This window comes from Nocardia canadensis, assembly GCF_032656385.1.
GTDB lineage: Bacteria > Actinomycetota > Actinomycetes > Mycobacteriales > Mycobacteriaceae > Nocardia > Nocardia canadensis.
Window position 1 is genome coordinate 68,727 of sequence record NZ_JAVCWB010000001.1, and the last position, 26,378, is coordinate 95,104.

General features: G+C 71.0%; 20 protein-coding genes. 10 read left to right on the top strand and 10 right to left on the bottom strand.

Annotated features, from left to right (window positions below; all coding sequences use genetic code 11):
- Window positions 1–30: 30 nt before the first annotated feature.
- Entirely contained in the window at window positions 31–732 is a 702-nt protein-coding gene (locus tag Q7X29_RS00320) for a hypothetical protein (RefSeq protein WP_316572990.1), read from the bottom strand.
- Window positions 733–1,013: 281 nt separating this feature from the next.
- Window positions 1,014–2,045, bottom strand: coding sequence for a phosphogluconate dehydrogenase (NAD(+)-dependent, decarboxylating) (gene gnd, locus Q7X29_RS00325; RefSeq protein WP_218716023.1), 1,032 nt, complete (start codon window positions 2,043–2,045; stop codon window positions 1,014–1,016).
- A 328-nt stretch (window positions 2,046–2,373) separates the two neighbouring features.
- Between gnd and Q7X29_RS00330 the strand changes: the two genes are divergently transcribed.
- Window positions 2,374–4,248 carry a VanW family protein gene (locus Q7X29_RS00330; RefSeq protein WP_316572991.1) on the top strand — a complete coding sequence of 625 codons (1,875 nt, stop codon included), beginning with the start codon at window positions 2,374–2,376 and terminating at the stop codon, window positions 4,246–4,248.
- A gap of 7 nt (window positions 4,249–4,255) precedes the next feature.
- Here Q7X29_RS00330 and Q7X29_RS00335 read toward each other — a convergent pair whose 3' ends face one another.
- The 3 genes from Q7X29_RS00335 to Q7X29_RS00345 form a co-directional block, all read right to left on the bottom strand.
- Window positions 4,256–5,524, bottom strand: coding sequence for a DUF5685 family protein (locus Q7X29_RS00335; RefSeq protein ID WP_316572992.1), 1,269 nt, complete (start codon window positions 5,522–5,524; stop codon window positions 4,256–4,258).
- A 69-nt stretch (window positions 5,525–5,593) separates the two neighbouring features.
- Window positions 5,594–6,193 (bottom strand): TetR/AcrR family transcriptional regulator, encoded by a 600-nt coding sequence (locus Q7X29_RS00340; RefSeq protein WP_218716025.1) that lies wholly within the window; start codon window positions 6,191–6,193, stop codon window positions 5,594–5,596.
- Between the two features lie 85 nt (window positions 6,194–6,278).
- Window positions 6,279–7,457: a glycoside hydrolase family 3 N-terminal domain-containing protein gene (locus Q7X29_RS00345; RefSeq protein WP_316572993.1), complete on the bottom strand. Its 1,179-nt coding sequence runs from the start codon at window positions 7,455–7,457 to the stop codon at window positions 6,279–6,281.
- Between the two features lie 114 nt (window positions 7,458–7,571).
- Here Q7X29_RS00345 and Q7X29_RS00350 point away from each other — a divergent pair, with 114 nt between their 5' ends.
- The 4 genes from Q7X29_RS00350 (at window position 7,572) to Q7X29_RS00365 (ending at window position 13,639) form a co-directional block, all read left to right on the top strand.
- Window positions 7,572–8,039, top strand: coding sequence for a universal stress protein (locus tag Q7X29_RS00350; protein WP_218716027.1), 468 nt, complete (start codon window positions 7,572–7,574; stop codon window positions 8,037–8,039).
- A 57-nt stretch (window positions 8,040–8,096) separates the two neighbouring features.
- Window positions 8,097–9,212, top strand: a complete 1,116-nt coding sequence (locus Q7X29_RS00355; protein ID WP_316572994.1) for an isochorismate synthase — start codon at window positions 8,097–8,099, stop codon at window positions 9,210–9,212.
- 67 nt (window positions 9,213–9,279) lie between these two features.
- Window positions 9,280–9,450 (top strand): DUF2613 domain-containing protein, encoded by a 171-nt coding sequence (locus tag Q7X29_RS00360; RefSeq protein ID WP_218716029.1) that lies wholly within the window; start codon window positions 9,280–9,282, stop codon window positions 9,448–9,450.
- On the top strand, window positions 9,431–13,639 hold the full coding sequence (locus tag Q7X29_RS00365) for an alpha-(1->3)-arabinofuranosyltransferase (RefSeq protein ID WP_394358652.1): 4,209 nt from the start codon (window positions 9,431–9,433) through the stop codon (window positions 13,637–13,639). Before Q7X29_RS00360 ends, Q7X29_RS00365 begins: the two co-directional genes overlap by 20 nt.
- Before the next feature lie 28 nt (window positions 13,640–13,667).
- Here the strand turns inward: Q7X29_RS00365 and Q7X29_RS00370 are convergent, their stop codons facing one another.
- Window positions 13,668–14,903 carry an acyltransferase family protein gene (locus tag Q7X29_RS00370; protein WP_316572995.1) on the bottom strand — a complete coding sequence of 412 codons (1,236 nt, stop codon included), beginning with the start codon at window positions 14,901–14,903 and terminating at the stop codon, window positions 13,668–13,670.
- Window positions 14,904–15,049: 146 nt separating this feature from the next.
- Between Q7X29_RS00370 and Q7X29_RS00375 the strand changes: the two genes are divergently transcribed.
- Complete coding sequence (locus Q7X29_RS00375) at window positions 15,050–16,243, top strand: DUF3068 domain-containing protein (RefSeq protein WP_218716031.1); 1,194 nt, start codon at window positions 15,050–15,052, stop codon at window positions 16,241–16,243.
- Between the two features lie 239 nt (window positions 16,244–16,482).
- On the opposite strand, the gene Q7X29_RS00380 is transcribed toward Q7X29_RS00375, so the two are convergent.
- Complete coding sequence (locus Q7X29_RS00380) at window positions 16,483–17,673, bottom strand: polysaccharide biosynthesis protein (protein WP_316572996.1); 1,191 nt, start codon at window positions 17,671–17,673, stop codon at window positions 16,483–16,485.
- A 290-nt stretch (window positions 17,674–17,963) separates the two neighbouring features.
- Here Q7X29_RS00380 and Q7X29_RS00385 point away from each other — a divergent pair, with 290 nt between their 5' ends.
- The gene (locus Q7X29_RS00385; protein ID WP_316572997.1) at window positions 17,964–20,018 is read left to right on the top strand and encodes a hypothetical protein; all 2,055 of its coding nucleotides are present in this window, start codon (window positions 17,964–17,966) and stop codon (window positions 20,016–20,018) included.
- Here Q7X29_RS00385 and Q7X29_RS00390 read toward each other — a convergent pair.
- On the bottom strand, window positions 19,984–21,153 hold the full coding sequence (locus Q7X29_RS00390) for a glycosyltransferase family 4 protein (RefSeq protein WP_316572998.1): 1,170 nt from the start codon (window positions 21,151–21,153) through the stop codon (window positions 19,984–19,986). The two genes, Q7X29_RS00385 and Q7X29_RS00390, sit on opposite strands and share 35 nt — an antisense overlap.
- A 154-nt stretch (window positions 21,154–21,307) precedes the next feature.
- Between Q7X29_RS00390 and Q7X29_RS00395 the strand changes: the two genes are divergently transcribed.
- Both Q7X29_RS00395 and Q7X29_RS00400 read left to right on the top strand, forming a co-directional pair.
- The gene (locus tag Q7X29_RS00395) at window positions 21,308–22,180 is read left to right on the top strand and encodes a class I SAM-dependent methyltransferase (protein ID WP_218718509.1); all 873 of its coding nucleotides are present in this window, start codon (window positions 21,308–21,310) and stop codon (window positions 22,178–22,180) included.
- A gap of 435 nt (window positions 22,181–22,615) precedes the next feature.
- Complete coding sequence (locus Q7X29_RS00400) at window positions 22,616–24,073, top strand: aldehyde dehydrogenase (protein ID WP_316572999.1); 1,458 nt, start codon at window positions 22,616–22,618, stop codon at window positions 24,071–24,073.
- Here Q7X29_RS00400 and Q7X29_RS00405 read toward each other — a convergent pair.
- Window positions 24,070–24,249 (bottom strand): hypothetical protein, encoded by a 180-nt coding sequence (locus Q7X29_RS00405; RefSeq protein ID WP_218718511.1) that lies wholly within the window; start codon window positions 24,247–24,249, stop codon window positions 24,070–24,072. The genes Q7X29_RS00400 and Q7X29_RS00405 overlap by 4 nt on opposite strands.
- Window positions 24,250–24,538: 289 nt before the next feature.
- Window positions 24,539–25,489, bottom strand: a complete 951-nt coding sequence (locus Q7X29_RS00410; RefSeq protein WP_316573000.1) for a GlxA family transcriptional regulator — start codon at window positions 25,487–25,489, stop codon at window positions 24,539–24,541.
- A gap of 114 nt (window positions 25,490–25,603) precedes the next feature.
- On the opposite strand from Q7X29_RS00410, the gene Q7X29_RS00415 reads away from it, so the two are divergent.
- A complete protein-coding gene (locus tag Q7X29_RS00415) occupies window positions 25,604–26,359 on the top strand; it encodes an HD domain-containing protein (protein ID WP_218718513.1) in 756 nt (251 codons plus the stop codon).
- The last annotated feature ends 19 nt before the right edge of the window (window positions 26,360–26,378 follow it).

The following is a 26,378-nucleotide window of genomic DNA, read 5'->3' on the forward strand; positions in this document are numbered from 1 at the left end:
AGACCGTCCCGGCGACCAGGTGCTACGCGATCAGCTACCGATCAGATTGCGCAGCACGTCGGAGATGACGTCGCTGAGCGAGCCGGTGGAGCTCAGCTGACCGTCGGAGGAGCCGAGGCCGTTGTCGCCGAGGCTGCCGATCACGGTCTCGCCCGCGTTCGCGCCGCGCGCGGTGAAGCAGGCGGTCAGGCCCGGCATCTCGTTGCTGACACCCACGGTGCCCGCGACGCCGACGCCACCGCTGGTGACCTGGTCACCGGACTTCACGCTGTCGGGCACCGGGTAGGTGATGGTCAGGGTGACCGGGTTGCCGGAGTTGACGAACCAGCCGGTGCTGGTGACCTTCCAGCCGCCCGCGTTCGGTTCGGGGGTGACGTCCTCGGTGACCTGGCCGCCGATCGCGTGGTAGGCGGTGATGGTGGTCTTGGTCGGGGCGCCGAAGCCGACCGGCGGGAAGTCGGTGATGGTGTTGACGTAGGGGTTGCCGATCCCTGTGGTGCCGACGACGACCTTGTAGGTGACCGAGGTGCCGACGCCGATCTGCTCGGCGCTGGCGGTCTTGTCGTAGACGTGCGTGATGCCGACAGTGCTGGCGTCACGCTTCTCGGCGTGGCTGCTGATCGAGCAGGAGCCCGCCGCGGCGGCGGTGCCGGAACCGAGAGCGACACCGACACCGGCGACGACCAGAGCGGTGGTGGCGACGCCCGCGGCGATACGCGAAGTCCGGATCATGATTTTCCTCCAAGCCCCGGCGAAGTCGGCCGGGACGAATTCCTCATCGAGTGGTCTATCCCCCTCTGACCAGAAGGTATCCGGTGGACTGGACGGTTGTCCTGGAAAACAAGAACGTGTTCTCATATTTGTGGAAGATTATCGTTTCACTCTCGAGGCGGGGTCGTCGGGGGTAGCATCCGAGATTTTTCGGCATCGGCGAACCGACCCGAAAACCGCTCACCGGCCGCCCGCCGGAGCGCCGGACGGCCGGTGAGCGGGTGTCAATCCCGCTATACGGACTACTTCCCCGGCAGCTCGTTGTGGCCGCCGAACGCCTTACGCATGGCCGAGAGCATCTTGTCGGCGTAGAGCGCCTCGCCGCGCGAGGAGAAGCGCTGGAACAGGGCCGCCGACAGCACCGGGACCGGCACGGCGGTGTCGATGGCGGCGTCGATCGTCCAGCGGCCCTCGCCGGAGTCCGAGACGCGACCGCTGTACCCGTCCAGGTTCGGGTCGGCGTACAGGGCGCTCGCGGTGAGGTCGAGCAGCCACGACGCGACGACCGAGCCGCGGCGCCACACCTCGGTGATGTCCGGGATGTCCAGGTCGTACCGGTAGTACTCGGGGTGCTCGAGCGGAGTCTCCTCGGCCGAGTGCTCGCCGTCGCCGTGCGCGGCGCCCACGTTGGCGTGCTGGAGAATGTTCAGGCCCTCGGCGTAGGCGGCCATCGCGCCGTACTCGATACCGTTGTGGACCATCTTCACGAAGTGGCCCGCGCCGGCCGGACCGCAGTGCAGCCAGCCCTGCTCGGCCGGGGTCGGCTCGCCGGTGCGGCCGGGGGTGCGCGGAGCGGCGTCGACGCCGGGAGCGATCGACTCGAACAGCGGCTCGAGGTACTTCACCTGCTCGGCCTCGCCGCCGATCATCAGGCAGAAACCACGCTCCAGACCGAACACGCCACCGGAGGTGCCGATATCGAGGTAGTGGATGCCCTTGGGCGCCAACGCCTTCGCGCGCTTGATGTCCTCGTGGTAGCGGCTGTTACCGCCGTCGATGATGATGTCGCCCGGCTCGAGCAGCTCGGCCAGCGAGTCGATGGCGGCGCCGGTCGCGCCCGCCGGGATCATCACCCAGACGACGCGCGGGGCGTCGAGCATGGCGACGAACTCCTTCAGGTCGGTGCTGCCGTCGAAGCTGTCGCCGAGCTCGGCCTTGAGTTCGTCGATGTGGCCCTGATGGCGTTCGTGACCGATCGCGGTGTTCCCGTCGCGCACGATGCGGCGCACGATGTTGGCACCCATCCGGCCGAGGCCGATCATTCCCAGCTGCATCAGTTCTCCCTCGTTGTGCGCACTACCTGGTGTCGAGTCTCACGTGCGATTGTCTCGCGCGAGCGCGCGCAGCCGCAGGGCGGGCCGCGGTAAATGCTCGGAAAAACGGCTGTAACGCCTCGGAACGGACGCCGATAAACAGATCGGCTCCGTGTAGTTGCCAGACCCCCGACCCGGCAACTACGCGGAGCCTTCCTGCTGTCCATCCACTGTTGCCAGGGTGCCGAGGGCGACGAACACCATTACCCTTGGCCGAGGCCCCGCAAACACCTGGGGCCGGGCGCACCTGATCCAGGACGACGCCATACCACCCAACGGAAGGACCTCCGTGCCCAGCGAGTCGAACGTCGGCGGACCGGCCGACCGACCAAGGGGCGAGGTCGGACTACGCAAGCTGCTCGAAGCAAATCGCACTTTCGATGCCGACGTCACCGCCGCCCTGCCCACCCAGCCCCTAGCCACCGTGACCCGTGACGGCTGGTCGCCCGCGCCCGCGCCCGCTCCGGCGGGCCCGCAGCCGCCGACCGGCTCCGGCACCCCACAGCTGGCCAAGCGCATCGGTATCGCCGTCGGCGCCGTGTTCGCCGTCGGCGCCGCCGCCTACCTGGCCGACCTGGCCCTGAGCATCGGCGAGGTGCCGCGCGGCACCGTCGTCGCCGGGGTCGACATCGGCGGTATGGACAAAGCCGAGGCGAACGCCTTACTCCACGACGAGCTCGGGCCGAGGGCCGAACGCCCGCTCCCGGTCCGGATCGGCGACGTGCAGGCCAGCCTGGTACCGGCCGTTGCCGGGCTCCAGGTGAACTGGGACGGCACCTGGGACGCCGTCGGCGACCAGCCGCTCAACCCGGTGCGCCGGCTGATCTCGCTGTTCGGCACCCGCGACGTCCAGGTGGTCAGCACCGTGGACGCGGCGGCGCTGGATCAGCAGGTGGCCGGTTTCCAGGTCCACGACAACCCGACCGTCGAGGGCACGGTGCGGTTCGACAACGGCAGGCCGGTCGCGGTCGCGCCGGTGCCCGGCCGCGTGCTCGACACCGCCGCCGCGCGCACCACGATCACCGAACGCTGGGCGTCGAGCAGCGAACTGGACCTGCCGGTGGTGGCCGCACCCGTCGCGGTGCGGACCGAGGCCGTGCAGGCCGCACTGCGCGATATCGCCACTCCGGCGATTTCCGCGCCGATCACGGTGAGCGGCAAGGACATTCGCGCCGTGCTCACGCCGGAGCAGATCGCCCGCGTGCTCACCTTCGTGCCCGACGGCAACGGCGGTCTGGCGCCCAAGATCGACAACGACGCCGCGATCGCCCTGCTCGCACCACAATTGGCGACCTCGGAGGTGGAGCCCAAGGACGCCACCTTCACCGTCGGCGCGGGCAAGCCGACGGTGGTGCCCGCCGTGGTGGGCAACAAGGTCGACTGGCCCAAGACGCTGGAGAAGCTGCCCGCGCTGCTCACCGCCACCGGCAACCGCACCACCGAGGCGGTGTACCAGCGGATCGAGCCGAAGCTCACCACCGACGCCGCCAACGCGCTTGGCATCACCGAGATGGTCGGCCAGTTCACCACCGGCGGCTTCAGCGGCCCGTCCGGGGTGAACATCCGCACCGTCGCCGCCAAGGTCGACGGCGCGGTGGTGAAGCCGGGAGATACCTTCTCGCTCAACGAGTTCACCGGACCGCGCACCGCCGCGGAGGGGTATGTCGAGTCCGGCATCATCGACAAGGGCAGGCCGAGCACCGCGGTCGGCGGCGGCATCAGCCAGTTCGCCACCACGCTGTACAACGCCGCTTACTTCGCCGGTATGGAGGACGCGGGTCACACCGAGCACAGCTACTACATCTCGCGGTACCCGGCGGCGCGCGAAGCCACCGTGTTCGACGGGGCGATCGACCTGGCGTTCCGCAACAACACCGCGACCGGCATCTACATCCAGACGGTCGCGACGGGCTCGGACATCACCGTGCGCCTGTGGGGCACCAAGACCGTCGACGTGGAGTCGATCACCGGCGAGAAGTCGAAACCGACCGAGCCGCAGGAGATCACCCTGCCCAAGGGCAAGGACTGCATCGCCTCCGAGGGCGCGCCCGGCTTCACCATCTCCGACACCCGGGTGATCACCGATCGCAAGACCGGCGCCCAGGTGTCGCGGCACACCCGGACCGTGAAGTACGACCCGATCCCGATCGTGAAGTGCGAGTGAGGGTTTCCTAGCAGTTGCAGTCGCAGCTGCAGCAGTCGCCGCAGCCGCAGTCCTCACCGCAGCAGTTGCCGCAACAGTCTCCGCAATCGCAGCAGTCGCCGCAATCGCAGTGCTTGGCCCAGGCGTCCTTCTGCTCGCCGGTGCACGGGCTGGTGTGGTCGACACAGCAGGCCACACCGGTGCAGTAGACGCCCAGGATCAGCCCGCCCGCCTTGAGCGGACCGGGCCGGTTCGGGCGGCGCCCCGGCGGGGACGGGAACTGATACGGCGCGTGCTGTCGCGCGGTGGGCGACGTGCGGCAGACATGGCCGACGGCCAGGCCGAGGCCCTGGCCCAGCCTGCGCAGCAGCGCCGACAGCGGGTCGAGCAGGGCCCAGCGGACGGTGGGCAGCTGGTCGAGCTTCGTCTCGGCGGCGGCCGCGCGGACGCGGGATTCGCTCTCGCGCAGCAGATCATAGGCGCGGGGCAGATCGGTGCCGGTGGCCTCGAGCGGGTTGAAACGGCCGCGCAGGCGATCGCGTTCGAGGTCCTCGATGGCGTCGGCGAGGTGAGCGATGCGGCCGACATGGCGGCCGATCTCCTCCAGTGCCGCGACGTTGTCGGGGCGACCGGCCAGGGTCGCGGTGTGACCGAAGAGGGTGGCGGCGCAGAGCTGGGTCGGGCCGGTCAGCTGATCGAGCGTGATCGGCGGGACACGCGACTCGTCGCCAAGCGTCGTGACGATCGGGTCGACGGCGGATCGGGGCAGCGCACCGAAACCCGCAGCGCCAGCAGGGCCGCCGCCCTCGGCCAGTGCCTCCAGCGCAGGCTGGCTGTCGATCGCGGTGACCAGCGGCCCGATGTCGAGTCCGATCAGGTCGGCCTGCGCCCGCGCCGCCGCCGACCACTTGCCGGAGACCCGGCGCATCGGCGGGCGAGCGAGTCGACCGGCGTCACCGTCGTCGACGTGGTCGCGAATCTTGGCCGCTCCCAACAGCAGTGAGGCGGTGGCGGCCAGCTGCACGCCCGGCGCGTTCGCCGCGACGACGGAGGCGCGGCGCATCCCGCGCAGGGGGCAGGGGCCCGCGGTCGTGCGCGCGCCCGCGTCGCCGGTCTGCGCCTCGGTGAGCACGCTGAGCACGATGGCGTCGGTGTTGGTCGCCGCGCGGGCCAGTTGACCGTGTCCGTCGCGCAGTCCCAGGCACAGCCCACACATGTGCGCCTGCCACTGCCCCGGATCGATGCCGTATTTCGCCGCGCCGTGCGCACACGGCTTCAACACACCGAACACTGCCACCCCGTCTGTCGTGAATCCTCTCGCCGAGCACGATGGCAGGTCGGCGCGGCGCGGGCAACCGGTGGCGCGCTACTCGGCCTTCTTGCGACCGGCCAGACCGCGCCAGGCCAGATCGTCGAGGAGATCGACGGCCTCGGCCACTTCGATCCGCCCGCCGGCGACCCGGTCGGCGATCGCCTCGCCCGCCCCGATCACCGCGGCCGCGACGACCTCGAAATTGGTGCCGGGATCGGCGTGCTTGGCACTGGACTCGAGCAGTTTGGCGGTGAGCTCGATGACGCGCTCGCGCGCGTTGTCGATCTCGGACGCGAAAGCTTGCTGACCGATTGCCTGCCGGTAGAGCACCTGCCACGACTGCCGATTGCGATCGACGAAATCGAGGAAGCCCTCCAGCGCCGTGCGCACCTGCTCGTGCGGGGTGAGTTGCGGGTTGCCCGCCGGCGCGACGGCCTCGATGAAGCGCAGGCCCTCGCGCTGGATGCAGGCCCGGAACAACTCGTCCTTGGAGCCGTAATACAGGTAGAGCATGGGCTTGGAGATTTTCGCCTCGGCGGCGATGGCGTCCATCGAGGTGTCGTGGAAGCCCTTGCGTGCGAATACCTCGACGGCGGCGTCGAGCATCTGCTGCTCACGAACCGCCCGGGGAAGTCGCTTCGTTCCGCCCGCCATCCACTCTCCTACCGCAGGGTGAACCCCTATATTACTCCAAGGTAAGTTCACCCGTGCCCATTTGCCGCACAGTCGCCGGGCTGCCTCAGCAGCCCAGCGGTGCGCCCTTGTAGCGCGCCATCCGCAGCACGGAGGCGTCGACCCGGTCGGCGGGCAGTTTGCCACTCGCCACCGACTGTTCCAAACGGTCGAGCACCTGGGGCACCGCGTCGGTACTGATCCACAGGGCATTGTCGGCGCCGGCGACCAGCGCCGCCTCCACCGCGTCGGCGATCGACATGCGGGCGGTGATGGCCGCCATCCCGCCGAGATCGTCGGTGAAGATCGGTCCGTCGAACGGCGGCGCGCCGTAGCCGGTGCCCTCGCGCAGCAGCGACATCACGGCCGGGCTGATGCTGGCGGGGACGTCGGGCTCGGTCAGGCCGGGCACGTCGAGGTGGCCCACCATCACGGCCGCGCCGGAGTTCACCAGGTTCCGGAACGGGACCAGGTCCTTGTTCTGCAGCTCCGACAGCGGCGGGGTTCGGACCGCGCCGGTGTGCGAGTCGCCGGACCCCGAGCCGTGGCCGGGGAAGTGCTTCATGACCGCGCCGAGGCCGACCTCGTTCGAGGCGCGGATGTAGGCGCCCGCGAACTCGGTGACGACCTGGGGGTCGTCGCTGTAGGAGCGGTCGCCGATGACGCTGTCGGCGGGCTGGCTGCTCACATCGACGTCGGGGGCGAAGTCGACGGTGACACCGAGGTCCTTCAGGGCCTTCGACCTGACCAGCGTGTTCTGGTAGTGCTGCTCGGGCGTCTGGGTCTGCGCGATCTCCCTGGCCGAGGGCGCGACGCCGATGAGGTTCTTGGCGCGCGAGACCCGCCCGCCCTCCTCGTCGATGGTCACCATCAGCGGCGCCTTGGCCAGCGCCTTCACCGCGTCCAACTGAGTGTCGTTCAGCAGGCCGGGATCGGTCCAGCTGCCGATGAAGATGCCGCCGACCTGCTCGGTGCTCACCACGTTCGTGGCGTCGGCCGCGCCGGTGATGCCGACCGTCAGCAGCTGCGCGAGTTTCTCCCGCTGGGTGAGTTTCGCGAGATAGTCGGCGCCGCAAGCGGATTGCGCGGGCGTGCCCGTCACGGGCGACGTCGCGTCGGTGCTTTGCGCCGAGGCGGGAGCGCCGCTGCTGCTCGCCGCGGGGGTCGTCTCGGTCGACGATCCTCCCGAACAGGCGGTGGCGACGGCGGCCAGGACTGCGAACACGACCACAGGCGATTTCCGCATGCGCTCCACGGTAGCCCCGTTCCCGCGCGACCCGCGGCACCGGATCCGGATTGAACCTCGCGCAGCGGGGGTAACCTGACTGCACAAGACGCTGTACCAGCGCAGGAGGTCGTCATGGCTTGCGATCGGATGCTCATCGCCTACGACGGTTCCGAACACGCCAAGCGGGCCATCGAGTACGCGGGCCGCTTCCTCACCGCCGAGCGCGCGATCCTGCTCACCGCCTGGGAACCCATGGTGCGCCAGGCCGCCCGCATCTCCGGGCTGGCCGGGGTGATGCAACCGGACTGGGTGCCCGACGAGGAGATCGAGGACATCGCCTACACCGATGCCCGCAAGATCAACGCCGAGGGCGTGCACCTGGCGAAACTGGCCGGGATCGACGCCGAACCGCGCACCGTCGAGTGCACGACCACGATCTGGAACGCGATCGTGGACTGCGCCGACGAGCTCGACGTCGACATCATCGTCGCCGGTACCCGCGGCGCCACCGGACTGCGCGCGCTGCTGCACAGCAGCGTGGCCGAGGCGGTGCTCAAGCACGGACACCGGCCGGTGTTGCTGGTGCCGCCCGAGCACTGAGAGTTCGATCGCTCCCCGGTTCCGGGGCACAGTCGGCGAAGCTATGGTCGAAGCACCATGAACCGATTCCTGCTGGCCCGCCCCGACGGGGTGCTGCGCGCGGCGGGGGTGCGCGCGAGCTACCCCGACCCGCGACAGGCCGTCGACGCGCTGCGCCGGTGGACCTCGCCCGGCAGCGGAGCCGGTCCGCGGCTGATCATCGGCGCGCTGCCGTTCGATCCGGGCGAGCCCGCGGCGCTGTGGCAGCCCGAGACCGCACTGCACACGGCCGGACCGTGGCGGCCCGCCGCGCTGCCGGAACTGCCCGCGGTCCGCGTCGTCGCCGAACTACCCAGCGCGGCCGAACACGTGGCGCGGGTGACCAAGCTGATCGAACAGCTCGGGGATCCCGGCACCGAGCTGCGCAAGGTGGTCGCCGCGCGGACCCTGCTGATCGAGGCCGACGCGCCGCTGGAACCGGAGGTCGTCGCCGGTCAGCTGCTGACCCGGCATCCGAACGCCAATGTCTACGCGGTGGATCTGACGGCCGCGGGCCGACCGGGCGAGACGCTGCTCGGCGCGACGCCGGAGGTGCTCGTCGCGCGGCACGGCACCCGCGTCAGCCTGCATCCGCTGGCGGGCACCCTGCCCCGCCTCGCCGATCCGCGGGCCGACGCGGCCCAGGCCCGGGAGCTGTTGTCCAGCACCAAGAACCACGACGAGCACGGCTACGTGATCGAGTGGATCCGGCAGCAGCTGACCCCGGTCTGCCGCGAGCTGCACATCCCCGACGCGCCCGAACTGCTGAGCACCGAACAGGTCTGGCACCTGGCCACCCCGATCCACGGCGTGCTGCGCGACCCGGCGACCACCGCGCTCGACCTGGCGCTGCTGCTGCATCCGACACCCGCGGTCAACGGGACGCCGTTCGCCGCCGCGCTCGCCGCGATCACCGCCGACGAGCCGCGCCGCGGCTTCTACGGCGGGGCGGTCGGCTGGTGCGCCGACGACGGCGACGGCGAATGGGTGGTCGCGATCCGTGGCGCCGAGCTCGCGGCCGACGGGCGCACCCTGCGCGCGAGCGCGGGCGGCGGGATCGTGGCGGCGTCGGATCCGGCGGCCGAGCTCGCCGAGACCACCGCCAAATTCCGCACACTGCTCGGCGCGCTGCGTTGCGGCGTGCCCGAACACTGACCTGACGGGTGACACCTGCTAGGTTGGCCGAAGTACCACCCCGACGTCGAGCGTATTGGAGTGCGCGATGAAGTTTGCTGTTCCGGCTGTTGCCAGCGCGGTCGGCGGCGCCCTGCTGAGCGCAATCGCCGTCTTCGCGATCACGGCCGCGGTGCAGCAGAACACGGCGCCGGAGATCGACCGCAGCGGTGACAAGGATTCCTCGCTGCTCAACGCTCCTGAATACGGCAGCCGCTGAGTCCGACGCCCGCGCGTCACGCCCCCTAGCGGGGCACCCGGACACGGCTCCACTGGGTTGGCGCTGGTTCGTCGGCACGGTCGTAGCCGCCTTCGTCCTGACATTCGCGCAGGCGCCAGGGCTCACCGTCGCGGACACCAAGTACGACCTCGCCCAGAACCCGCTGGGGTTCCTCGCACGGGCGTCGCACCTGTGGAGCAGTCAAGCTCCGATGGGCCAGGTGCAGAACCAGGCCTACGGCTACTTCTTCCCGCACGGCACCTTCTTCTCCGCCGGTCATCTGCTGCACCTGCCCGCCTGGGTGACTCAACGCCTCTGGTGGGCGCTGCTGCTGCTGGCCGGGTTCTGGGGCATCGTCAAGCTGTGCGAGACGCTGGGAATCGGCGCGCGCGGTTCGCGGGTGATCGCCGGTATCGCGTTCGCGCTGTCGCCGCGGGTGCTCACCACGCTCGGCTCGATCTCCTCGGAGACGCTGCCGATGATGCTGGCGCCGTGGGTGCTGCTGGCGCCGGCCGCCCTCGGGGTCGCGGTGCGCAGGATTCGGCGCGGCGGGGCGCTCTCCCCGGCCGGTAGCGCCCTCGCGCTGGCCCTGATGGGCTCGGTGAACGCCGTCGCGACCGTGGCCGCGTTCCTGCCCGCCGCGCTCTGGTGGGCCTCCTACCGGCCGAATCGGCGCTGGTGGCGGTTCACGGCCGCGTGGATTCCGCTGCTGGTGCTGGCGACCTTCTGGTGGGTCGTGCCGCTGCTGCTGCTCGGCAAGGTGAGCCCGCCGTTCCTCGACTACATCGAGTCCTCGGGGGTGACGACGCAGTGGGCCTCGCTGAGCGAGGTGCTGCGCGGCACCGACAGCTGGACCCCGTTCGTCTCGCCGGAACGCATCGCGGGCGCGGTGCTGGTCACCCAGCCCGCCGCGGTGCTGGCGACCGGGCTGCTCGCGGCGGCCGGCATGGCCGGACTGGCCAGGTCGGCCATGCCCTACCGGGGCCGGTTCACGTTGATCCTGCTGGTCGGGCTCGCCGGCATCTGCGCGGGCTACGTCGGCGAACTCGGTGGTCCGTTCGCCGAGTCGGTGCGGGTGTTCCTCGACTCCGGCGGCGCGCCGCTGCGCAATGTGCACAAGCTGGAACCGCTGATCCGGCTGCCGCTGGTGGTCGGGCTCGCCCATCTGCTCGGCCGGGTGCCGCTGCCCGCCTCGGTGCCGCTGCGCGAGTGGCGCAACAGCTTCGCGCATCCGGAACGCGACCGCATCGTCGCGGTCGCGGCGCTGATCCTGGCCGCGCTCACCCTGGCCACCTCGCTGGCCTGGACCGGCAAGCTCGCGCCGCGCGGCGCCTACGACCGGGTGCCCGCGTACTGGACCGACACCGCCGAGTGGCTGGCGGACAACGCCGCCGACACCCGTGCGCTCGTCGTGCCCGGCGCGCCGTTCGGCAGCCAGATCTGGGGGCTGACCCGCGACGAACCGTTGCAGGCGCTGGCCAGTACCCCCTGGGCCGTGCGCGATTCGGTCCCGCTGAATCCGCCGGGCACCATCCGCGCGATGGATTCGGTGCAGCGGCTCATCGCCGACGGCAGACCGTCGACCGGGCTGGCCGCCACCCTCGCCGACCAGGGCATCGGCGTCCTGGTGCTGCGCAACGACCTCGACCCCGAGACCTCCCGCTCGACCCGGCCGATGCTGGCGCACCGGGCGATCGAGGGCTCGCCGGGCCTGACGAAGGTGGCCGAATTCGGCGCGCTGATCGGGCCGCGCGCCGCGGACGCGGGCTTGGTCGTCGACAACGACCTCCAGCCCGCCTACCCGGCGATCGAGATCTACCGGGTCGAGGTGCCGTCGCCGGGGACCCCGGCGCAGGTGCGCGGCGGGACCGGCGCGCCGCCGGGATTCCCCGGCGCCTACACCGTGCCGCTGGATTCGGTACCCGTCGTCCAGGGCGGCCCCGAAGTGCTCGAACGGATCCGGCGCGACACCGGAAACCCCACGGCCCCCGTGCTTCTCACCGCGGATGCGGCGCGCGCCGACCTGCCGCCGAAGCCGGTCCTGCTGACCGACACGCCGATGGATCGCGAGTCCGATTTCGGCCGGGTCGACAATCACAACTCCGCCGTCCGCGCCGCCGACGATGCCCGGCGCACCCACAACCTGGTGCCCGACTACCCGGTCGAGGGCACGCCCCTGGTCCAGGGCGAATGGTCCGGCGCGAAGGTGACCGCGTCCAGTTCCGCCGCCGACGCCACCCAGATCGGCGGCGCCGCGCCCGGCAGCTCGACGGCCGCCGCCGTCGACGGCGACCCGAGCACCGCCTGGATCAGCAACGGCGCCGAGCCCGCGCTCGGGCAGTGGCTGCGGCTCGATCTGGACAAGCCGATCACCACCGGCTCGCTGCGTTTCACCACCACCGCCGCCGCCCTGGGCGATCCGGTGAAGTGGGTCGAAGTCCGTACCTCCCGGGGCACGGTGTCGGCGCGGATCGCCGAACCCGGTGCGCCGGTGACCGTTCCGCTGCCCGCGGGCAAGACCGACTGGGTCATGGTCACCGCCGCGCGGACCGAGACCGGCACCAGCGGTGGCCAGTTCGGGATCAGCGAACTGACCCTCGACGACTACACCGTGCGCGACGCGCCGGTGCGGGTCGACATCCGGCACCGGGTGGTGCTGCCCGACGTCGCGCCCGGCACCACCGTGACCGGCTGGGACCTCGGCCAGGAATTCCCCGGCCGCAGCGCCTGTTTCGACGGCCCCGACCGGGTGCACTGCAGCAAGGGACTCGGCCTGCCCGCCGAGGAGCCCGGCGTCTTCGGCCGCACCCTCGCCGTTCCCGAACCGCTCACCGCCACCACCGACCTGACCGTGCGCACCCGGCCGGGCCCGGCGCTCGAGGCCCTGCTCACCGACCACACCCGTCCGGTGGCGCGCGGCAAGGCCGATGTCGGCGACCTGCGCGGCGCGGCCTTCGCCGCCACCGACGGCGACCCGAAGACCACCTGGACCGCGCCGGAGGCCACCGTCCGTGGGCTCGCCGGGGCAAAACCCACACTGGTGCTGGAACTTCCGGAGCCCACCGAGGTCACCGGGCTCGACCTCACCACCGCGCTCGGCGGACTTCCCGCGACCGCTACCGCCGTCGCGGTGAATCTCGGCAACGGGCCCCAGGTGCGGGAACTGCCCGAGCGCGAACACGGCGAACCCGCGCGGATCTCGCTGTACCCCACCGTCACCGATCGCATCGAGATCAGCATCCAGAGCTGGAACGAGGTGCTCGATCGCACCGCGCTCGGCTTCGTACTCACCCAGCCGCCCGGCCTCGCCGAGGTGGAGGTGCTCGGCCCCGAGTACCCGGCGCACGCGGGCGGCGACCGGCTCGTCACCATCGGCTGCGCGGACGGACCGGTGATCGCGATCGGCGGCCGCACCGTGCACACCACGATCACCGCCACCGCCGACGAACTGCGCTCCGGCGCACCGGTGTCGGCGCGGGCCTGCGCCGAGGACGCGGCCGATATCGAACTGCTGCCCGGCCACCCCGATCTCACCGTCGCCCCGACCGAACTGTTCACCGTCGACCGGCTGCGGCTCGTACGTACCGATCCGACCGCACCGGCACCCGCCGATCCGGGCACCCGGCTGCTGGTGCTCCCGCTGAGCACCAATGTCGGCTGGCAGGCGCACACCGCCGACGGGCGCGAGTTGGCGCCGGTGGTCGTCGACGGGTGGCAGCAGGCGTGGCTCGTCCCGGCGGGCACGACCGGGGAGATCACCGTGTCGTTCCCGGCCGACCGCTGGTACCGGCTCGCCATCTTCGGCGGGTTGCTGCTGTTGATCCCGCTGGCGCTGCTGGCGATTCCGCGGCGGCGTCCGGTGCCGGATCCCGGTCCGGCGCCCGGGACCTGGGGCCCGCGCTGGATCGGCGCGATCGGGCTCACCGGGGTGGCGGCCGTCGTGTCCGGTCCCTTCGGGGCGGTGTGCTCGGTGCTCGCGCTGGCCGGGAGCTGGTACCGGCCGGTGCTGACGGCGAAGGTGTCGCCCTGGGTGGCGGGGCTGGGGACGCTGATCTCGGCGGCCGTGCTGTCGACCGGGACGTGGCGGTCGGGGACCACGTACATGGGCGGCTCGCTGTGGGCACAGGCACCCGCGGTCCTCGCGGTCATCGCGGTCGGTGTCGCGGCGCTACCGCGTCGCCGGCGCTGACCCTGCTCGGCGCGGCGTCAGGCGTCGATCAGCGCGTTGTCGGCGGCAGGGCGGCACCACCGGGATCGGCGGGCTCGCGCGGCGGCGGGCTCGACGCGGCCTGCCTGCGGGCGGCGGCCTTCGCCGTGGCGGCCTGATCCCAGCGCCGGGCCAGTCGTCGCGCCGGGTCCTCGATCAACGCGAAGCTCGCGGCGGCGAGCGGCAGGGTGAGCGCGGTGGTGAGCCCGAGGACGTAGAGGAAGTTGCCGTTGAACGGCAGCAGGCCGAACACCGGGAACACCATGGTGAGCACGACCAGATGCCACAGGAAGATGCCGTAGGACCAGCGGCCGAGGGTGGCCGCGGTCGGCGATTCCAGCCAGCGGTGCGGTGCCGCGTTCCCGGGACGCAGCACCAGCGGGGCGAGCAAGCCGAACCCGATGATCGTGCCGAGCAGCATCTTCATCGCGTACTGCCACGGCTGAGCGCGCTCGAGCCCGGCGGGGCCGCCGAACTCGGTCGCCGAGAGCAGGAAGGCGGCCAGCGCGATCGCCCACATCAGCGGCTGACTCGCGAACGGGCGGTGCCACCAGGTACCGGGGCGCACCTGGTAGATCAGCTCCGCGAGCAGCATGCCCGCCGCGAACCACGGCAGATAGCCCGGCAGCCAGTTGTCGGCGTGGATGCCGTCCGGGGTCGGGACGGGCCACAGGTTCCAGGTCAGCGTCACCGCCATCAGCGCGCAGATCACCGGGACTCGCAGGCGGGCGGCGGTGCCGCGCAGCCGCACGATCGCGACCGCCAGCAGCGGCAGCACCAGGTAGAACGCCACCTCCACCGACAGGCTCCACATCTGCGTGAGGCCCTCGGTCAGGGTCAGCGGCACGAACACCTGCAACAGGAACAGATTCGACACCCACACCCGCAGATTCGCCGACTGCGCCGCGCCGGGCAGCAACACCAACACGAACGCCACGACCGCCCAGTACGCGGGCACGATCCGCATCAGGCGATGCAGCAGATAACGCGCCGTGCTCGGGGCGGCGCCGAGCCCACGCGCGACCGCCGCGTGGGGGCGCCACAGCAGATAGCCCGACAGCGCGAAGAACACCGCGACCGCCATGTCGAAGCGTTCCAGGATCGGGCCGAGCACGGCGATCCCGCTCGCGCCGGTCTGGAACGCGACGTGGGTCAACAGCACACCGAGTGCCGCCATCCCGCGCATCCCTTCGAGGGCGGGATTGAAGGCGCGAGGCGGTGAAACGGGGGCGGTGGCGGTCGTCATCACGCTCCAGTCTGCCGTGTCGGCGATTTACCGGGCGCACCACGGCACACTGTGCGGTCGGGCTGTTAGTGTCGGGGCTCACGAGGGCCTAGGGTGCTTTACCAGACCACCGGAGGATCCGTGTTCGAACGACGAGGAGAGTTTGCATGGCACTGAGTGCCGGTACCAGAAGGACGGTCGCCTGCGTGCTCGTGGGTCTGGGCGCGGCATTACTCGTCGCCGCGCTGATGATCCCCACCTACACCGTGAGCAAGGTGGCCAAGACTCCGCTCGACCTCGAGATCACCACGATCGCCGAGAACCAGAAGGGTGAGGACAGCCTTGTCCTCGACTCCAAATCGCTGACCACCGGCGACGGCCCCGCCGTCGTGAACAAGGACGTGCCGCTGGTCTCGCAGCGTTTCGTCACCGTCGAGGAGCCCTCCGACGCGGACGAGATGACGCTGCAGGCAGGCCAGACGCTGCGCCGCACCGACGTGCAGGGCGACACGGGTCTGCTCACCGCGACCATCGACCGGGTCACCATCTCGCGCACCACGGGCGAGCCGGTCGACACCGAGCCCAACGGCTCGATCGCGGTCACCGTCAACAAGGACGGCAGCGTCATGGAGCCGGTGCAGCACACCGGCCTCGGCTACCGCTTCCCGATCGGCACCGAGAAGAAGACCTACCCGTACTTCGACATCAACGTGCGCAAGTCCTTCGACGCGAACTTCATCGAAGAGACCGAGATCAACAACACGAAGGTCTACCACTTCCAGATGACCGCGCCGGTCACCAGCACGTGGGACGTCGTGCAGTCGCCGACCAACCGGCTGACCCTGCCCGCGTCGAAGTGGGGCGTCACCGACGTGCCCGCCGACCAGCCCGTCACCATGACCCGCTACTACACCAACGTGCGTGACCTGTGGGTCGAGCCGCAGACCGGCACCGTCATCAAGGGCGGCGAGTCGATCCACCTGTTCTACGCCCGCTCGGCGGACAAGCCCGAGGTCACCGCGCTCAAGTCGCACATCGTGTTCGACGAGAACACCGTCGAGTCGCAGATCGCGATCGCCAAGGAGAACACCGACAAGCTGTCGCTGTTCGGCCGCGTCGTCCCGATCGTGTTCGGCATCCTCGGCGTGATCGCCCTGCTCGCCGGCCTGTTCCTCGGCCTGCGCGGTGGCAACACCCCGCAGCACGCCAGTCCGCGTGGCACCCGTCCGACGCCCGCCCCCACGGCGGCCCCCGACGACGCCTCCTCGAACTGGGATGCCGACGACGCGCCGACCACCCAGTTCACCCGGGGTGACTACGACGCGCCGACCGAGCAGATCGATATCAACAAGCGTCCCTGAGCGACAAGCTCCCGACAACGGCCCCGGTCATCACGACCGGGGCCGTTGTCGTTTCCGGGATCCGGGTGACGCGCCGAATCGCGGTGCGGGCGAGTGTGCCGGATCGGAGTCGCGGTGCGGGCGGGCCGGTTGGCCGACTTCGGAGCCGGAACGGCCGGGGCTGGACGGCTCGCGGTGCACGCGGGCGACCTACAAGCGCCGCAGCGACCGGCGCCGGGCCGGCCGTGCGCGCGGCCGACTTACGGAGCCGGAACGGCCGGAGCCGGAGCCGGGGGGGTGGTGCGGGCGGCTGTGCGCAAGACGACGACCGCGACGATCAGGGTGGTCACGGCGGCTACCGAGACGGCGGTGGTGATCAGGGCGCCGATGGTGCGGGCGAAGGTGAGCATGAGGGTCACCTCCAGGACCAGGCCGATCCAGGTGACGGCGGCCAGCGCCGTGCGTTCGACGGCGATCGCGGACAGCAGAGCGCCCTGGAGGACCGCCAGGATGGCGCCGTGCAGGGCGAACATCCACAGCATGCCCTGGATCGGCGCGTAGTCCTGCCCGGCGAACAGCGGGGCGAGCGGGGCGGCCAGCGCGGCCCCGATGACCGCGACGACGCCGATGATCGACAGCACCGACAGCGCGTCGCGGATCGCGCGCGCCGAATGCGAGGGCTGGGCCATGCGCGGATACAGCACGACCCCGACCGCCTGCGGCAGCCAGAACGCGATCTTCGTGGCGATGGTGCCCAGCGAGTAGCGGCTCGCGTCGACGTCGTCGAGGACGATCCGCACGACGATCAGGTCCGCCGACGACAACGCCATCAGCGCCGCCTGCACCTGCACCGCCCGCAGCACCGGCAGCACACCGATCGCCCGGCTCTTGGCCGCAGCTTCGCGCGAGCGTGGATCGGGTTCCTGCTCGCGCGCGGCCGATCGAGCGATGCGACCGGCGATGATCGCCGCGCAGACGATGCCCGCCGCCCCGGCCCACAGCGCGCCCGCCGCGCCGCCGCCGACCGCCAGGGCCACCAGCGCGGGCGCCACGCGCGCCGTCCCGGCCATCGCGAGCACGGCGGCCAGCGCGCGGAAGTGGTTGCTGCCCTGCAGAATTCCCTGCTCACCGGAGAGGACGACCAGTGCGGGTGCGGCGCCGAGCGCGGCGGCGGCCGCCCACACGCCGACATGCAGTGCCCCGGCGACCACCGGAACGAGCACCACCGCGACCGCGGCGACGAGCGCGGCGCACCGCCACTGCATCGCGCGCACCGCCCGCAGATCGGCGCCGCGCACCACCTCGCGCGCCACCACGTTCTGCATGGCGAGCGCGGGCACGGCGCACAGCAGTTGCACGGCGAGCAGGCTCGCGAACTCGCTGTACCCGGCGACGCCGAGCCAGCGGCCTGCGAGCAGTTGCAGCAGGTACCCGGCGACGTTGGCGGTCATCGCGCCGGCCGTCACCCAGGTCAGGTCAGCTACGACAGGGGGGCGACGGACCGAGGACACGCCTCATCGTCGCACCTCGACGGCCCTCGCATCACCAGTACCCCGAAAATGTGAGTCCGACCGGACTCACCTTGGGTGTCGCAGCCCGTCGGCACCGGGAATCCGGGCCGCCTCGCTCGTGGCCACGACTCGATCGAGGCAGGCGTCGACGGCCCGACCGCATCACCCACGACGGTCGGCGGACCGGGTCGGCCCGCCGGGCAGCGGGACGGGACGTAAGGTGCACTGGCGTGACGGGAGATAGGCGTGTGCGGGCCTGGGTGGCCGGATACTGCGCACTGCTCGCGCTGATCATCGTCGGACCGCTGGCCGGGTCCGGCTATCTGCTGCTCCGCGACGCCGTCAGCACCCCGCGCTCCTACCTCACCGATTCCGCCCTCGGCCTCGGCGCCGCCGCGCCCCGCGCCGTTCCGCAGGACGCGTTGCTGGCCGTCCTGTCCCCGCTGATCGACGGCGGCCTGCTGGTGAAGGCGATTCTGATCGTCGCCCTGTGGGCCGCCGGTTACGGCGCCGCCGTCCTCGCCCGCGAGTTCCTCACCGCGTCGGCCCCCGCCCAGCTGGTCGCCGCCACCCTCGCCCTCTGGAACCCCTTCATCGCCGAACGCCTCCTCCAGGGCCACTGGAGTCTCCTCGCCGGCTACGCCGCCCTCCCCTGGACCGCCCTGGCCGCAGCCCGCGTCAGACAAGCAACCCGGCGCGATCGCTCGCACTTCGTCGACGGACCACACATCCCTACCACCGCGAACCCGCGCGGGAACACGACCATGAGCGGCGATGCGGACGCGCACTCGGCCGCAGAAGCGAGTCCCGTTGCGGGGAGGCCCGCCGCCGAGGCACAGCGCGAGAGCTCGAGCAGCGGATCAGGGGCCCACGTGGAGCCCGGTGACAGCGGCGGATCAACAGCCCAAACGGAACCTGGCGCCCCTGGAGGACTCAGCCGGGGTGCGGCGATCGGCGCGTGGGCGGCCCTGACGGCCGGTTTCGCGGCTGCCGGGCTGACACCCACCGGATCGCTGCTGGCCGCGATCATCGGGCTCGCGCTGGTCGGGCGGCGAGCGTTCCTCCCCGCCACTGTCCTGTGGATCGCCACCTGCGCGCCCTGGCTGACGGCGACGGCGCTCGGATCGGGGGCCGAGCCGTCGGATCCGGCGGGCGTGTCGGCGTTCGCGGCCCGCGCCGAGCCGTGGCTCGGCACGCTGGGCAGTCTGGCCGGGCTCGGCGGCATCTGGAACAGCGAAGCGGTGCCCGCCACCCGGACGACGCCGTTGGCGCTGGTCGGCACCCTGGTGCTGCTCGGCATCGTCGCGCTGGGCGTGCGCGCCGTGTGGACGCTGGGCCGAAACGGTCAGGCCCTGCTGGTGATCGCGGCGGTGTCGATCGTGCTGCCCGCACTCGGCGCGACCGGCCCCGGCCTCGCGATCGGCGAATGGCTGGTGGTGCACATCCCCGGCGCCGGCCTGCTGCGCGACACACAGAAGTACGTGGCCCTGGCGATGCCCGCCTACGCGCTGTGCGCGGCGGCCGCGTGCACGACGGTTCTCGGCTGGGCGCGCCGAACACCACCGGCTCGACAGGAGCCGACGGCGCGACGGACGAACCCTGGGACCACCAACCACGCGGGCTCGCCAGCCGACGGCGTCCCAACGCATCGCGGAACATCCACTGTTGCCGCACTTCTCATCGCTCTCTTGATCCTCCCGCTGGCCGACCTGGCTTGGGGAGTGGGTGGCGAGATGCGGCCGGTGCGCTACCCGGCGGGGTGGGCGCAGGTCGTCGAGCGCATGGACGAACCCGGGGATGTCGCGGTTCTCCCCGCCGGGATGTTCCGCCGATTCCCCTATAGCGGGACAGCTCCCGTCCTCGATCCGGCGCCGCGCATCCTGCCCGACGACGTCCTGCAGACCGGCGAACTCCGGGTCCGTGGCTACGCCGTCAACGGCGAGGGCAACCGGGCACGCAGGGTCGAAGACGCGCTGCTCCGGGGCGCGACCCCGGCCGAGATCGCCGCACTCGGCGTCGGCTGGATCGTCGTGGAACGCACCACCCCCGGCCCGCTGGGCGAATCCGGGAAGACGCTCGCCGCGGCGGAATCGGCCTATCAGGACTCGGATCTAGCGCTGTACCGGATCGCGGGTGCTACCCCCACCGACATCGCCACACCCACCCAACGATGGATTTCGGCGGCAGCGCACCTGCTGTGGGCGGCCCTGCTGATCGGCGGACTACTCACCGCCGCACTGCTTCCGCGAATCAGCCTTGGGCGGGCGGTGCGACCAAACCGGTGACGAAGGCACCGCGAGCGGCGGCGGAGAGCACCTCGTAGACCCCGGAACCGGTCTGCTCCCAGGAGAATTCGCGCGCACGAGCCCGCGCCTTCTCCCCCATCATCAGGCGGGTGTCCGGATCGGCCAGCAGGTCGGCTGCCGCTTCGGCGAGGGCGGGGGCGTCGTCGACCAGCAGCCCGGTGACGCCGTCGACGATGGAATCGGTGAGGCCGCGCGAGCTGCGGTAGCCGATGGTCGGCACCCCGTGCTGAGCCGCCTCGATGACGGCCAGTCCCCAGCCCTCCTTGCGGGAGGGCATCACGTGCACCCACGCGGTCGACAGGATCTCGTGCTTGCGCCGCTCGTCGACGTGGCCGTGGAAGGTGACGGCGTCGGCGATGCCCAGCTCGTCGGCGCAGGCGCGCAGGTTCGGCGCCCACCAGCCGTCGCCGATCACGTCGAGGTGCACATCTGGGAAGCGCGCGCGCAGCGCGGCGACGGCGGTCAGCGCGTCCTCGATCTGCTTGTGCGGAACCAGGCGCGACAGCACGGCGATGCGCGGGTGGGTGGCGCGGGTGTCGTCGGCGCCGGGGACGACTTCGGCGGGGACCGGCTCGGCACCGTTGCGGACGACGGCGATGCGCTCGCGGTCGACGCCGAGCACGGCCAGTTCTTCGGCCGAGGGCAGCGACACCGTCAGGTACTGGTTCTCGCGGTGCACGCGCGGGGAGAGCCGCGACTCGATCCACCACCCGATCCGCCCGACCAGTTTGCCCGCGACCGGCCACTGCTCCCGGTGGCCGTGGTGCACCAGCACCACGGAGGGCACGCCGGTGGCGGTGGCGAAGAAGGGGATGCCGTTCTGGGTGTCGATCACGACGTCGGGGCGCACCCCGCGCAGCGGGCCGATACCCAGCCGACCTGCGACGATGGCGGCCAGCGCGCGGGGGTAGACGGTGAAGCGGCCGCCGGCGCGGCTGATGTCGATGCCGTCGATCCGCTCCCGGCGCGGGGCACCGGGATACCCGGCCGTGCGCAGCGTGACCTTGATGCCGCGCGCGGCCAGCTGGGCGCCGACCTGCTCCAGGTACCGCTCGCTGCCGCCGCCCTGCGGGTGCCCTGTGTCACGCCAGCACAGCAGGAGGACTTCACGCACGGTCGGGGCTCGCAATCGGGTCGGCGGAGGACAAAGGTCGGCACCCACCCTAGCGGGTGTGGTCTGCGCGACACATCCGTATCGCCGCGTCCGTCCGCTGTGTCCGGCCGGACCACGCGATCGGCCCCGGTGACACTGCCCATAAACTCTGGCCGTGCCGACCGCATCCCCGCCGAGAACCGAGCAGCCCGTCCAGCGCCGCGACCAGTCCAGGTTCGCGCGCCGCGCGACGCTGCGCCGCTCGCTGCGGCTGCTCACCAGCTTCCGGTTCGAGCAGTCCGACCCGGCCAGGTTCTACGGCGGCATCGCCACCGACAGCGCCGACCTGATCGGCGACTTCTATGCCGACATCACCGGCCGCGACCTCACCGGCACCGTCGTCCTCGACGTCGGCGGCGGCCCCGGGTACTTCGCCGATGAGTTCACCGCGGCGGGGGCACGCTACGTCTCGGTCGAGCCCGATCCGTCGGAGATGCACGCCGCGGGTCTGCGGGTGTCCGGCTCGGTCCGCGGATCGGGGATGGCGCTGCCGTTCCGCGACAACGCCTTCGACGTCTGCTTCTCCTCGAACGTGGCCGAGCACGTGCCGCATCCGTGGGTGATGGCGGAGGAGATGGTCCGCGTGACCAAGCCCGGCGGCCTCATCGTGTACTCCTACACGGTGTGGCACGGGCCGTTCGGCGGTCACGAGACCGGCCTCTGGCACTACCTCGGCGGCGAGTACGCGGCCCGCCGGTACCGGCGCAAGCACGGTCGTGAACCCAAGAACAGGTTCGGCAGGTCACTGTTCGCCGTGACCGCTGCCGACGGTTTGCGCTGGGCGGCAACGACTTCAGCCGACGTACGGACGGTCTTCCCCCGCTACCACCCACGCTGGGCGTGGTGGCTGGTCCGAGTTCCGGTGATCCGCGAGCTACTCGTGAGCAACCTGGTGGTCGTGGCCACCAAGGGTGATCAGGCCAGCCAGCTCAATCGACGGGACCGGCGGACCGGCTCGGGTAGCGCGGCGGCCCACGGCGACTCCTGAATCGCCAGGCCCACCGTCTCCAGCGTCGTCAGGCCGACCTGATCAGCGAGTGCCCCGACCATCGCGACCGCCTCAGCGGCCTGAATGGCGGCAGTTGCCTGCTCGATCGTGAGTGTGCGGCCGGGCAGGAATGACACAACCCATCCCCCGCTGCCTACACTCTTCGCTTGATGGTCGGTCTGGTCGCTGGTCATCAACGATCGGCCGATCACTTGCACAGCCATGAGTCGGTCTCCCCAATTCGCTGTAAAGGTCTGATGAATCGAGCGAGCTGATCAGTAGCTAAAGCATCCCCTTTTCAACAACAGAACGCAATAGTGCGTTTACCCGAAAAGCGAACCGACAGGTTGGAATTCGCCCTGTTCACAGTCGTTGCGGGACAGCGAATTAGAACGTGTTGCAGACAACCCGGCCACAAAACTGTAACGTGTTCTTATGCACTACGACAGTCTGTTCATCGGCGGGAAGTGGACCACCCCTGCCGGTAGTGACCGCATTTCCGTGGTCTCACCCGCAACGGAGGAGACCGTCGGCAGCGTGCCCGCGGTAACGAAGGCCGATGTGGACGCCGCGGTCGCCGCGGCCCGCGACGCCTTCGACAGCGGACCGTGGCCATCCACACCGCCACTGGAACGAGCAGAGGTGCTCGCCAAGGCGGCCCGACTGATCGAGCAGCGTTCGCCCGAGTTGCTCGCCGCACTCACCGCGGAGATGGGCGCGCCTTCGTTAGCCGCCTTGACACTCAACCAGATTCCGGCCGTCGCCGCGCTGGACGCCTGGGCGGCGCTGGCGAAGACGTTCCCGTGGAACGAGACTCGCACCGGCCTGTTCGGAACCTCGCGCGTCTCACGGGAACCGCGCGGCGTCGTCGCGGCGATCACCGCCTGGAATGTCCCGATGTTCCTCGCCGCGAACAAGCTCGGCCCCGCCCTGCTGGCCGGCTGCACCGTGGTGCTCAAGCCCTCGCCGCTGACCCCGCTGACGGCCAACCTCCTCGCCGACATCTTCACCGAAGCCGGACTCCCGGACGGTGTGCTGTCGGTCCTGCCCGCAGACGCGGCGGAGAGCGAATACCTCGCGAGCCACCCCGGCGTGGACAAGGTGACCTTCACCGGCAGCACCCCGGTCGGCCGCAAGCTGGCCGCGATCGCGGGCGAGCAGCTCAAGACCGTCTCGCTGGAGCTGGGCGGCAAGTCGGCCGCCATCGTGCTCGAGGACGTCGACCTGGCCGCCAGCATTCCCGTTCTCGCGTTCTCCGGGTTGATGAACAGCGGGCAGGGCTGTGTGGCGCAGACCCGCATCCTCGCCCCGCGCAGCCGCTACGACGAGATCGTCGACGCGCTGGTCGCGCACGTCAAGACCATGCAGACCGGCGACCCGACCGATCCGGCCACCCAACTCGGCCCGCTGATCAGCGAGAAGCAGCGCGACCGGGTGGAGAGCTACATCGCCAAGGGCAAGGAAGAGGGCGCGCGACTGGTCCTCGGCGGCGGCAGGCCCGCGGGCGTCGAGCGTGGCTGGTTCGTCGAGCCGACGATCTTCGCCGACGTCGACAACTCCAGCACCATCGCCCAGGAGGAGATCTTCGGCCCGGTGCTCTCGGTGATCCCGTACGAGACCGAGGAGGAGGCGATCGCCATCGCGAACGACTCCGACTACGGCCTGGCCGGTTCGGTGTGGACCACCGACATCGAGCACGGCGTCGAGATCGCGGCGAAGGTGCGCACCGGCACCTACGCCATCAACTGGTACGCCTTCGACCCCACCGCGCCGTTCGGTGGGTACAAGAACTCGGGCGTCGGCCGCGAGAACGGGCCCGAGGGCCTCGACGCGTTCTGCGAGCAGAAGTCCGTGCTGATGCCGATGGGCTGGACGCCCGCGAGCACCGACTAGTTCTCCGGCATCTGCACCCGCAGTACCGGCTGTCCGGCCACTTGACCCCGGGGCGGCAGGTCGACCACGTCGACCCGCCACCCCGGCGGCAGTGCGCGCTGCAAACGTCCTGCCACCCGTTGCAGGGGAGTGCTCGAGTAGGTGTCGGACCCGTATCCGGTCACCACATCGGTCATGCGTGAACCACCTCTCAGCGTCGATCTCATCGGGACCGCGTCGGCGGTGCTGGAGTCTCGAAAGGGAGTTAGCTCGGATGGTGCGACGAACGGGGGAGCCTGACCAGGAATATAGGTCACGACTCCCGCCCAACGGCAGCGACCCTCTGACATCGAAAGATGTACCCAGAATCGAGTCGGGGAAATCGTCCGCGCCGGAATCTGTCCGGAAACTCATAGTTCGCTTGTCCAGTTCATCACCGCCCATCGCCCCGAAAACCACGGCGAAATCAGCACACTGACAACGCGGTCAGTGCCGCAGCGAACGGCGGTACGCCGAGGGCGTGAGCCCCGTCGCGGCGCGCAGATGATCACGCAACGCCGTCACACTGCCGAACCCCGCGCGCTGCGCGACCGTCTCGACCGGAAGCTGCGTGCGCTCGAGTAGCTCGCGGGCCCGCCCGAGCCGTTGCGCGTCGAGCCAGGCGCCCGGGGTGGCGCCGACTTCGGCCTTGAAGCGGCGGATGAACGTCCGCTCACTCATCAGCGCGTGCGCCGCCAGGGCCGAGACATCGGTGGCGGCTCGGGGATTCGCCGCCGCCCAGGTCAGCGTCGCAGCCAGACCGCTGCGGGGATCCGGGCCGCCCATCGGCCGCGGGATGTACTGGGCCTGGCCGCCCTCGCGGTGCGGCGGCACCACATTCCAGCGGGCGAGGTCGGCGGCGGCCGCCGCGCCGAGTTCCCGGCGCACCAGGTGCAGGCACAGATCCAGGCCCGCGGACAGACCCGCCGAGGTGAGGATGTCGCCGTCGTCGATGTAGAGGGCCGTCGGATCCAGTTTCACCGCCGGGTAGAGCTGGGCGAACTGGTCGCAGTAGCCCCAGTGGGTGGTAGCCGGGCGATCATCGAGCAGGCCCGCCTGGGCCAGGACGAAGGCGCCGATACAGATGCTGGCGATCGTCGCGCCCCGCTCCGCCGCCGCGCGCAGGGCGTCGAGCACGGGCTCGGGCGTGGGCAGCGTCGGCAGGCCGATGCCGGGCACGACGATCAGATCGGCCGCCGCCAGCAGCTCCAAGCCGTGCTCCACCCGCAGGTCGAAGCCGTTGGGCGTCCACACGGGACCGGGCCGGACGCCGCAGGTGCGCATCGCGAAGCCGACCGGCTCGCCGGTGACGCCGGGCCCGTGCCGGAACGCCTGCACCGCGCAGGCCAGGTCGAACGTCATCACCCCGTCCAGCGCCAGCGCGGCGACCTCGATCATGTCCCCAGTTTGGCACGTATCCACGCAATGCTGGCATTTCCGCCACTTCACCGGCCCGGTCCGCTCCGCGACACTCGACGGACACCGCGAAACACGCGTCGGAGGAGATCGACCATGCTCACCGTGACACCCGCCCTCGACTGGGACTGGGCCACCCACACCGGCGGGAATCTCACCCCCGCCCAGCGCCGCGCCCTCACCGTCGGCTTGCTCCGCGTCTCACCCGCGCTGGTATCCGGCCGGCTCCGGCAGGCGCTGGGCCGTCGCGGCACCGGGCGGCTGGCGCTGGCCGAACTGCGCCTGCCCGACACCGCGCTCGCCCGGGCTGCCGAAATCGAGGCGCGCGAACAGCTCTCGGACACGATGCTGGCGCACTCGTACCGCACCTACTTCTTCGCACGCGCCCTCGCCGAGCTCGACAGCGTCGACTACGACGACGAGATCGGCTACGTGGCCAGCCTGCTGCACGACCTGAAGCTCGAAACACCCACTCCGGGTAGATGTTTCGCGGTGGTCGGCGGTGAGACGGCGAACGATTTCGCGGTCCGCCACGGCGCGCCCGCCGACCGTGCCGAGGCGATCGGCGCGGCGATCGCGGCCCACCTGAATCCGGACGCGGCCGAAAACCTCGGCGAGCCGGGCGGTTTCGTCTCCGCGGGCGCCTCGGTCGACGTCCTGGGCCGACGGCTGGCCGACCTCGACGCCGGCTTCGTCGACGACCTGCTCGTGCGGCACCCACGTCAGGACTTCAAGCGACACCTCATCGCCTGCTTCACCGCCGAGGCCGCCGCCGTCCCCGCGGGCCGCGTCCACTGGCTCACCGGCGCGGGCTTCCTGCCGATGATCAGGCACTCGCCGTTCGCCGAATAGACGAAACCGCCCGTACCGA

Bases quoted from the DNA above. Each gene is read 5' to 3' on its own strand.
- Q7X29_RS00320 (WP_316572990.1), bottom strand. From the start codon at position 732: ATGATCCGGACTTCGCGTATCGCCGCGGGCGTCGCCACCACCGCTCTG.
- gnd (WP_218716023.1), bottom strand. From the start codon at position 2,045: ATGCAGCTGGGAATGATCGGCCTCGGCCGGATGGGTGCCAACATCGTG.
- Q7X29_RS00340 (WP_218716025.1), bottom strand. From the start codon at position 6,193: ATGGCGGGCGGAACGAAGCGACTTCCCCGGGCGGTTCGTGAGCAGCAG.
- Q7X29_RS00345 (WP_316572993.1), bottom strand. From the start codon at position 7,457: ATGCGGAAATCGCCTGTGGTCGTGTTCGCAGTCCTGGCCGCCGTCGCC.
- Q7X29_RS00350 (WP_218716027.1), top strand. From the start codon at position 7,572: ATGGCTTGCGATCGGATGCTCATCGCCTACGACGGTTCCGAACACGCC.
- Q7X29_RS00355 (WP_316572994.1), top strand. From the start codon at position 8,097: ATGAACCGATTCCTGCTGGCCCGCCCCGACGGGGTGCTGCGCGCGGCG.
- Q7X29_RS00360 (WP_218716029.1), top strand. From the start codon at position 9,280: ATGAAGTTTGCTGTTCCGGCTGTTGCCAGCGCGGTCGGCGGCGCCCTG.
- Q7X29_RS00370 (WP_316572995.1), bottom strand. From the start codon at position 14,903: ATGACGACCGCCACCGCCCCCGTTTCACCGCCTCGCGCCTTCAATCCC.
- Q7X29_RS00375 (WP_218716031.1), top strand. From the start codon at position 15,050: ATGGCACTGAGTGCCGGTACCAGAAGGACGGTCGCCTGCGTGCTCGTG.
- Q7X29_RS00380 (WP_316572996.1), bottom strand. From the start codon at position 17,673: ATGACCGCCAACGTCGCCGGGTACCTGCTGCAACTGCTCGCAGGCCGC.
- Q7X29_RS00400 (WP_316572999.1), top strand. From the start codon at position 22,616: ATGCACTACGACAGTCTGTTCATCGGCGGGAAGTGGACCACCCCTGCC.
- Q7X29_RS00405 (WP_218718511.1), bottom strand. From the start codon at position 24,249: ATGACCGATGTGGTGACCGGATACGGGTCCGACACCTACTCGAGCACT.
- Q7X29_RS00410 (WP_316573000.1), bottom strand. From the start codon at position 25,489: ATGATCGAGGTCGCCGCGCTGGCGCTGGACGGGGTGATGACGTTCGAC.
- Q7X29_RS00415 (WP_218718513.1), top strand. From the start codon at position 25,604: ATGCTCACCGTGACACCCGCCCTCGACTGGGACTGGGCCACCCACACC.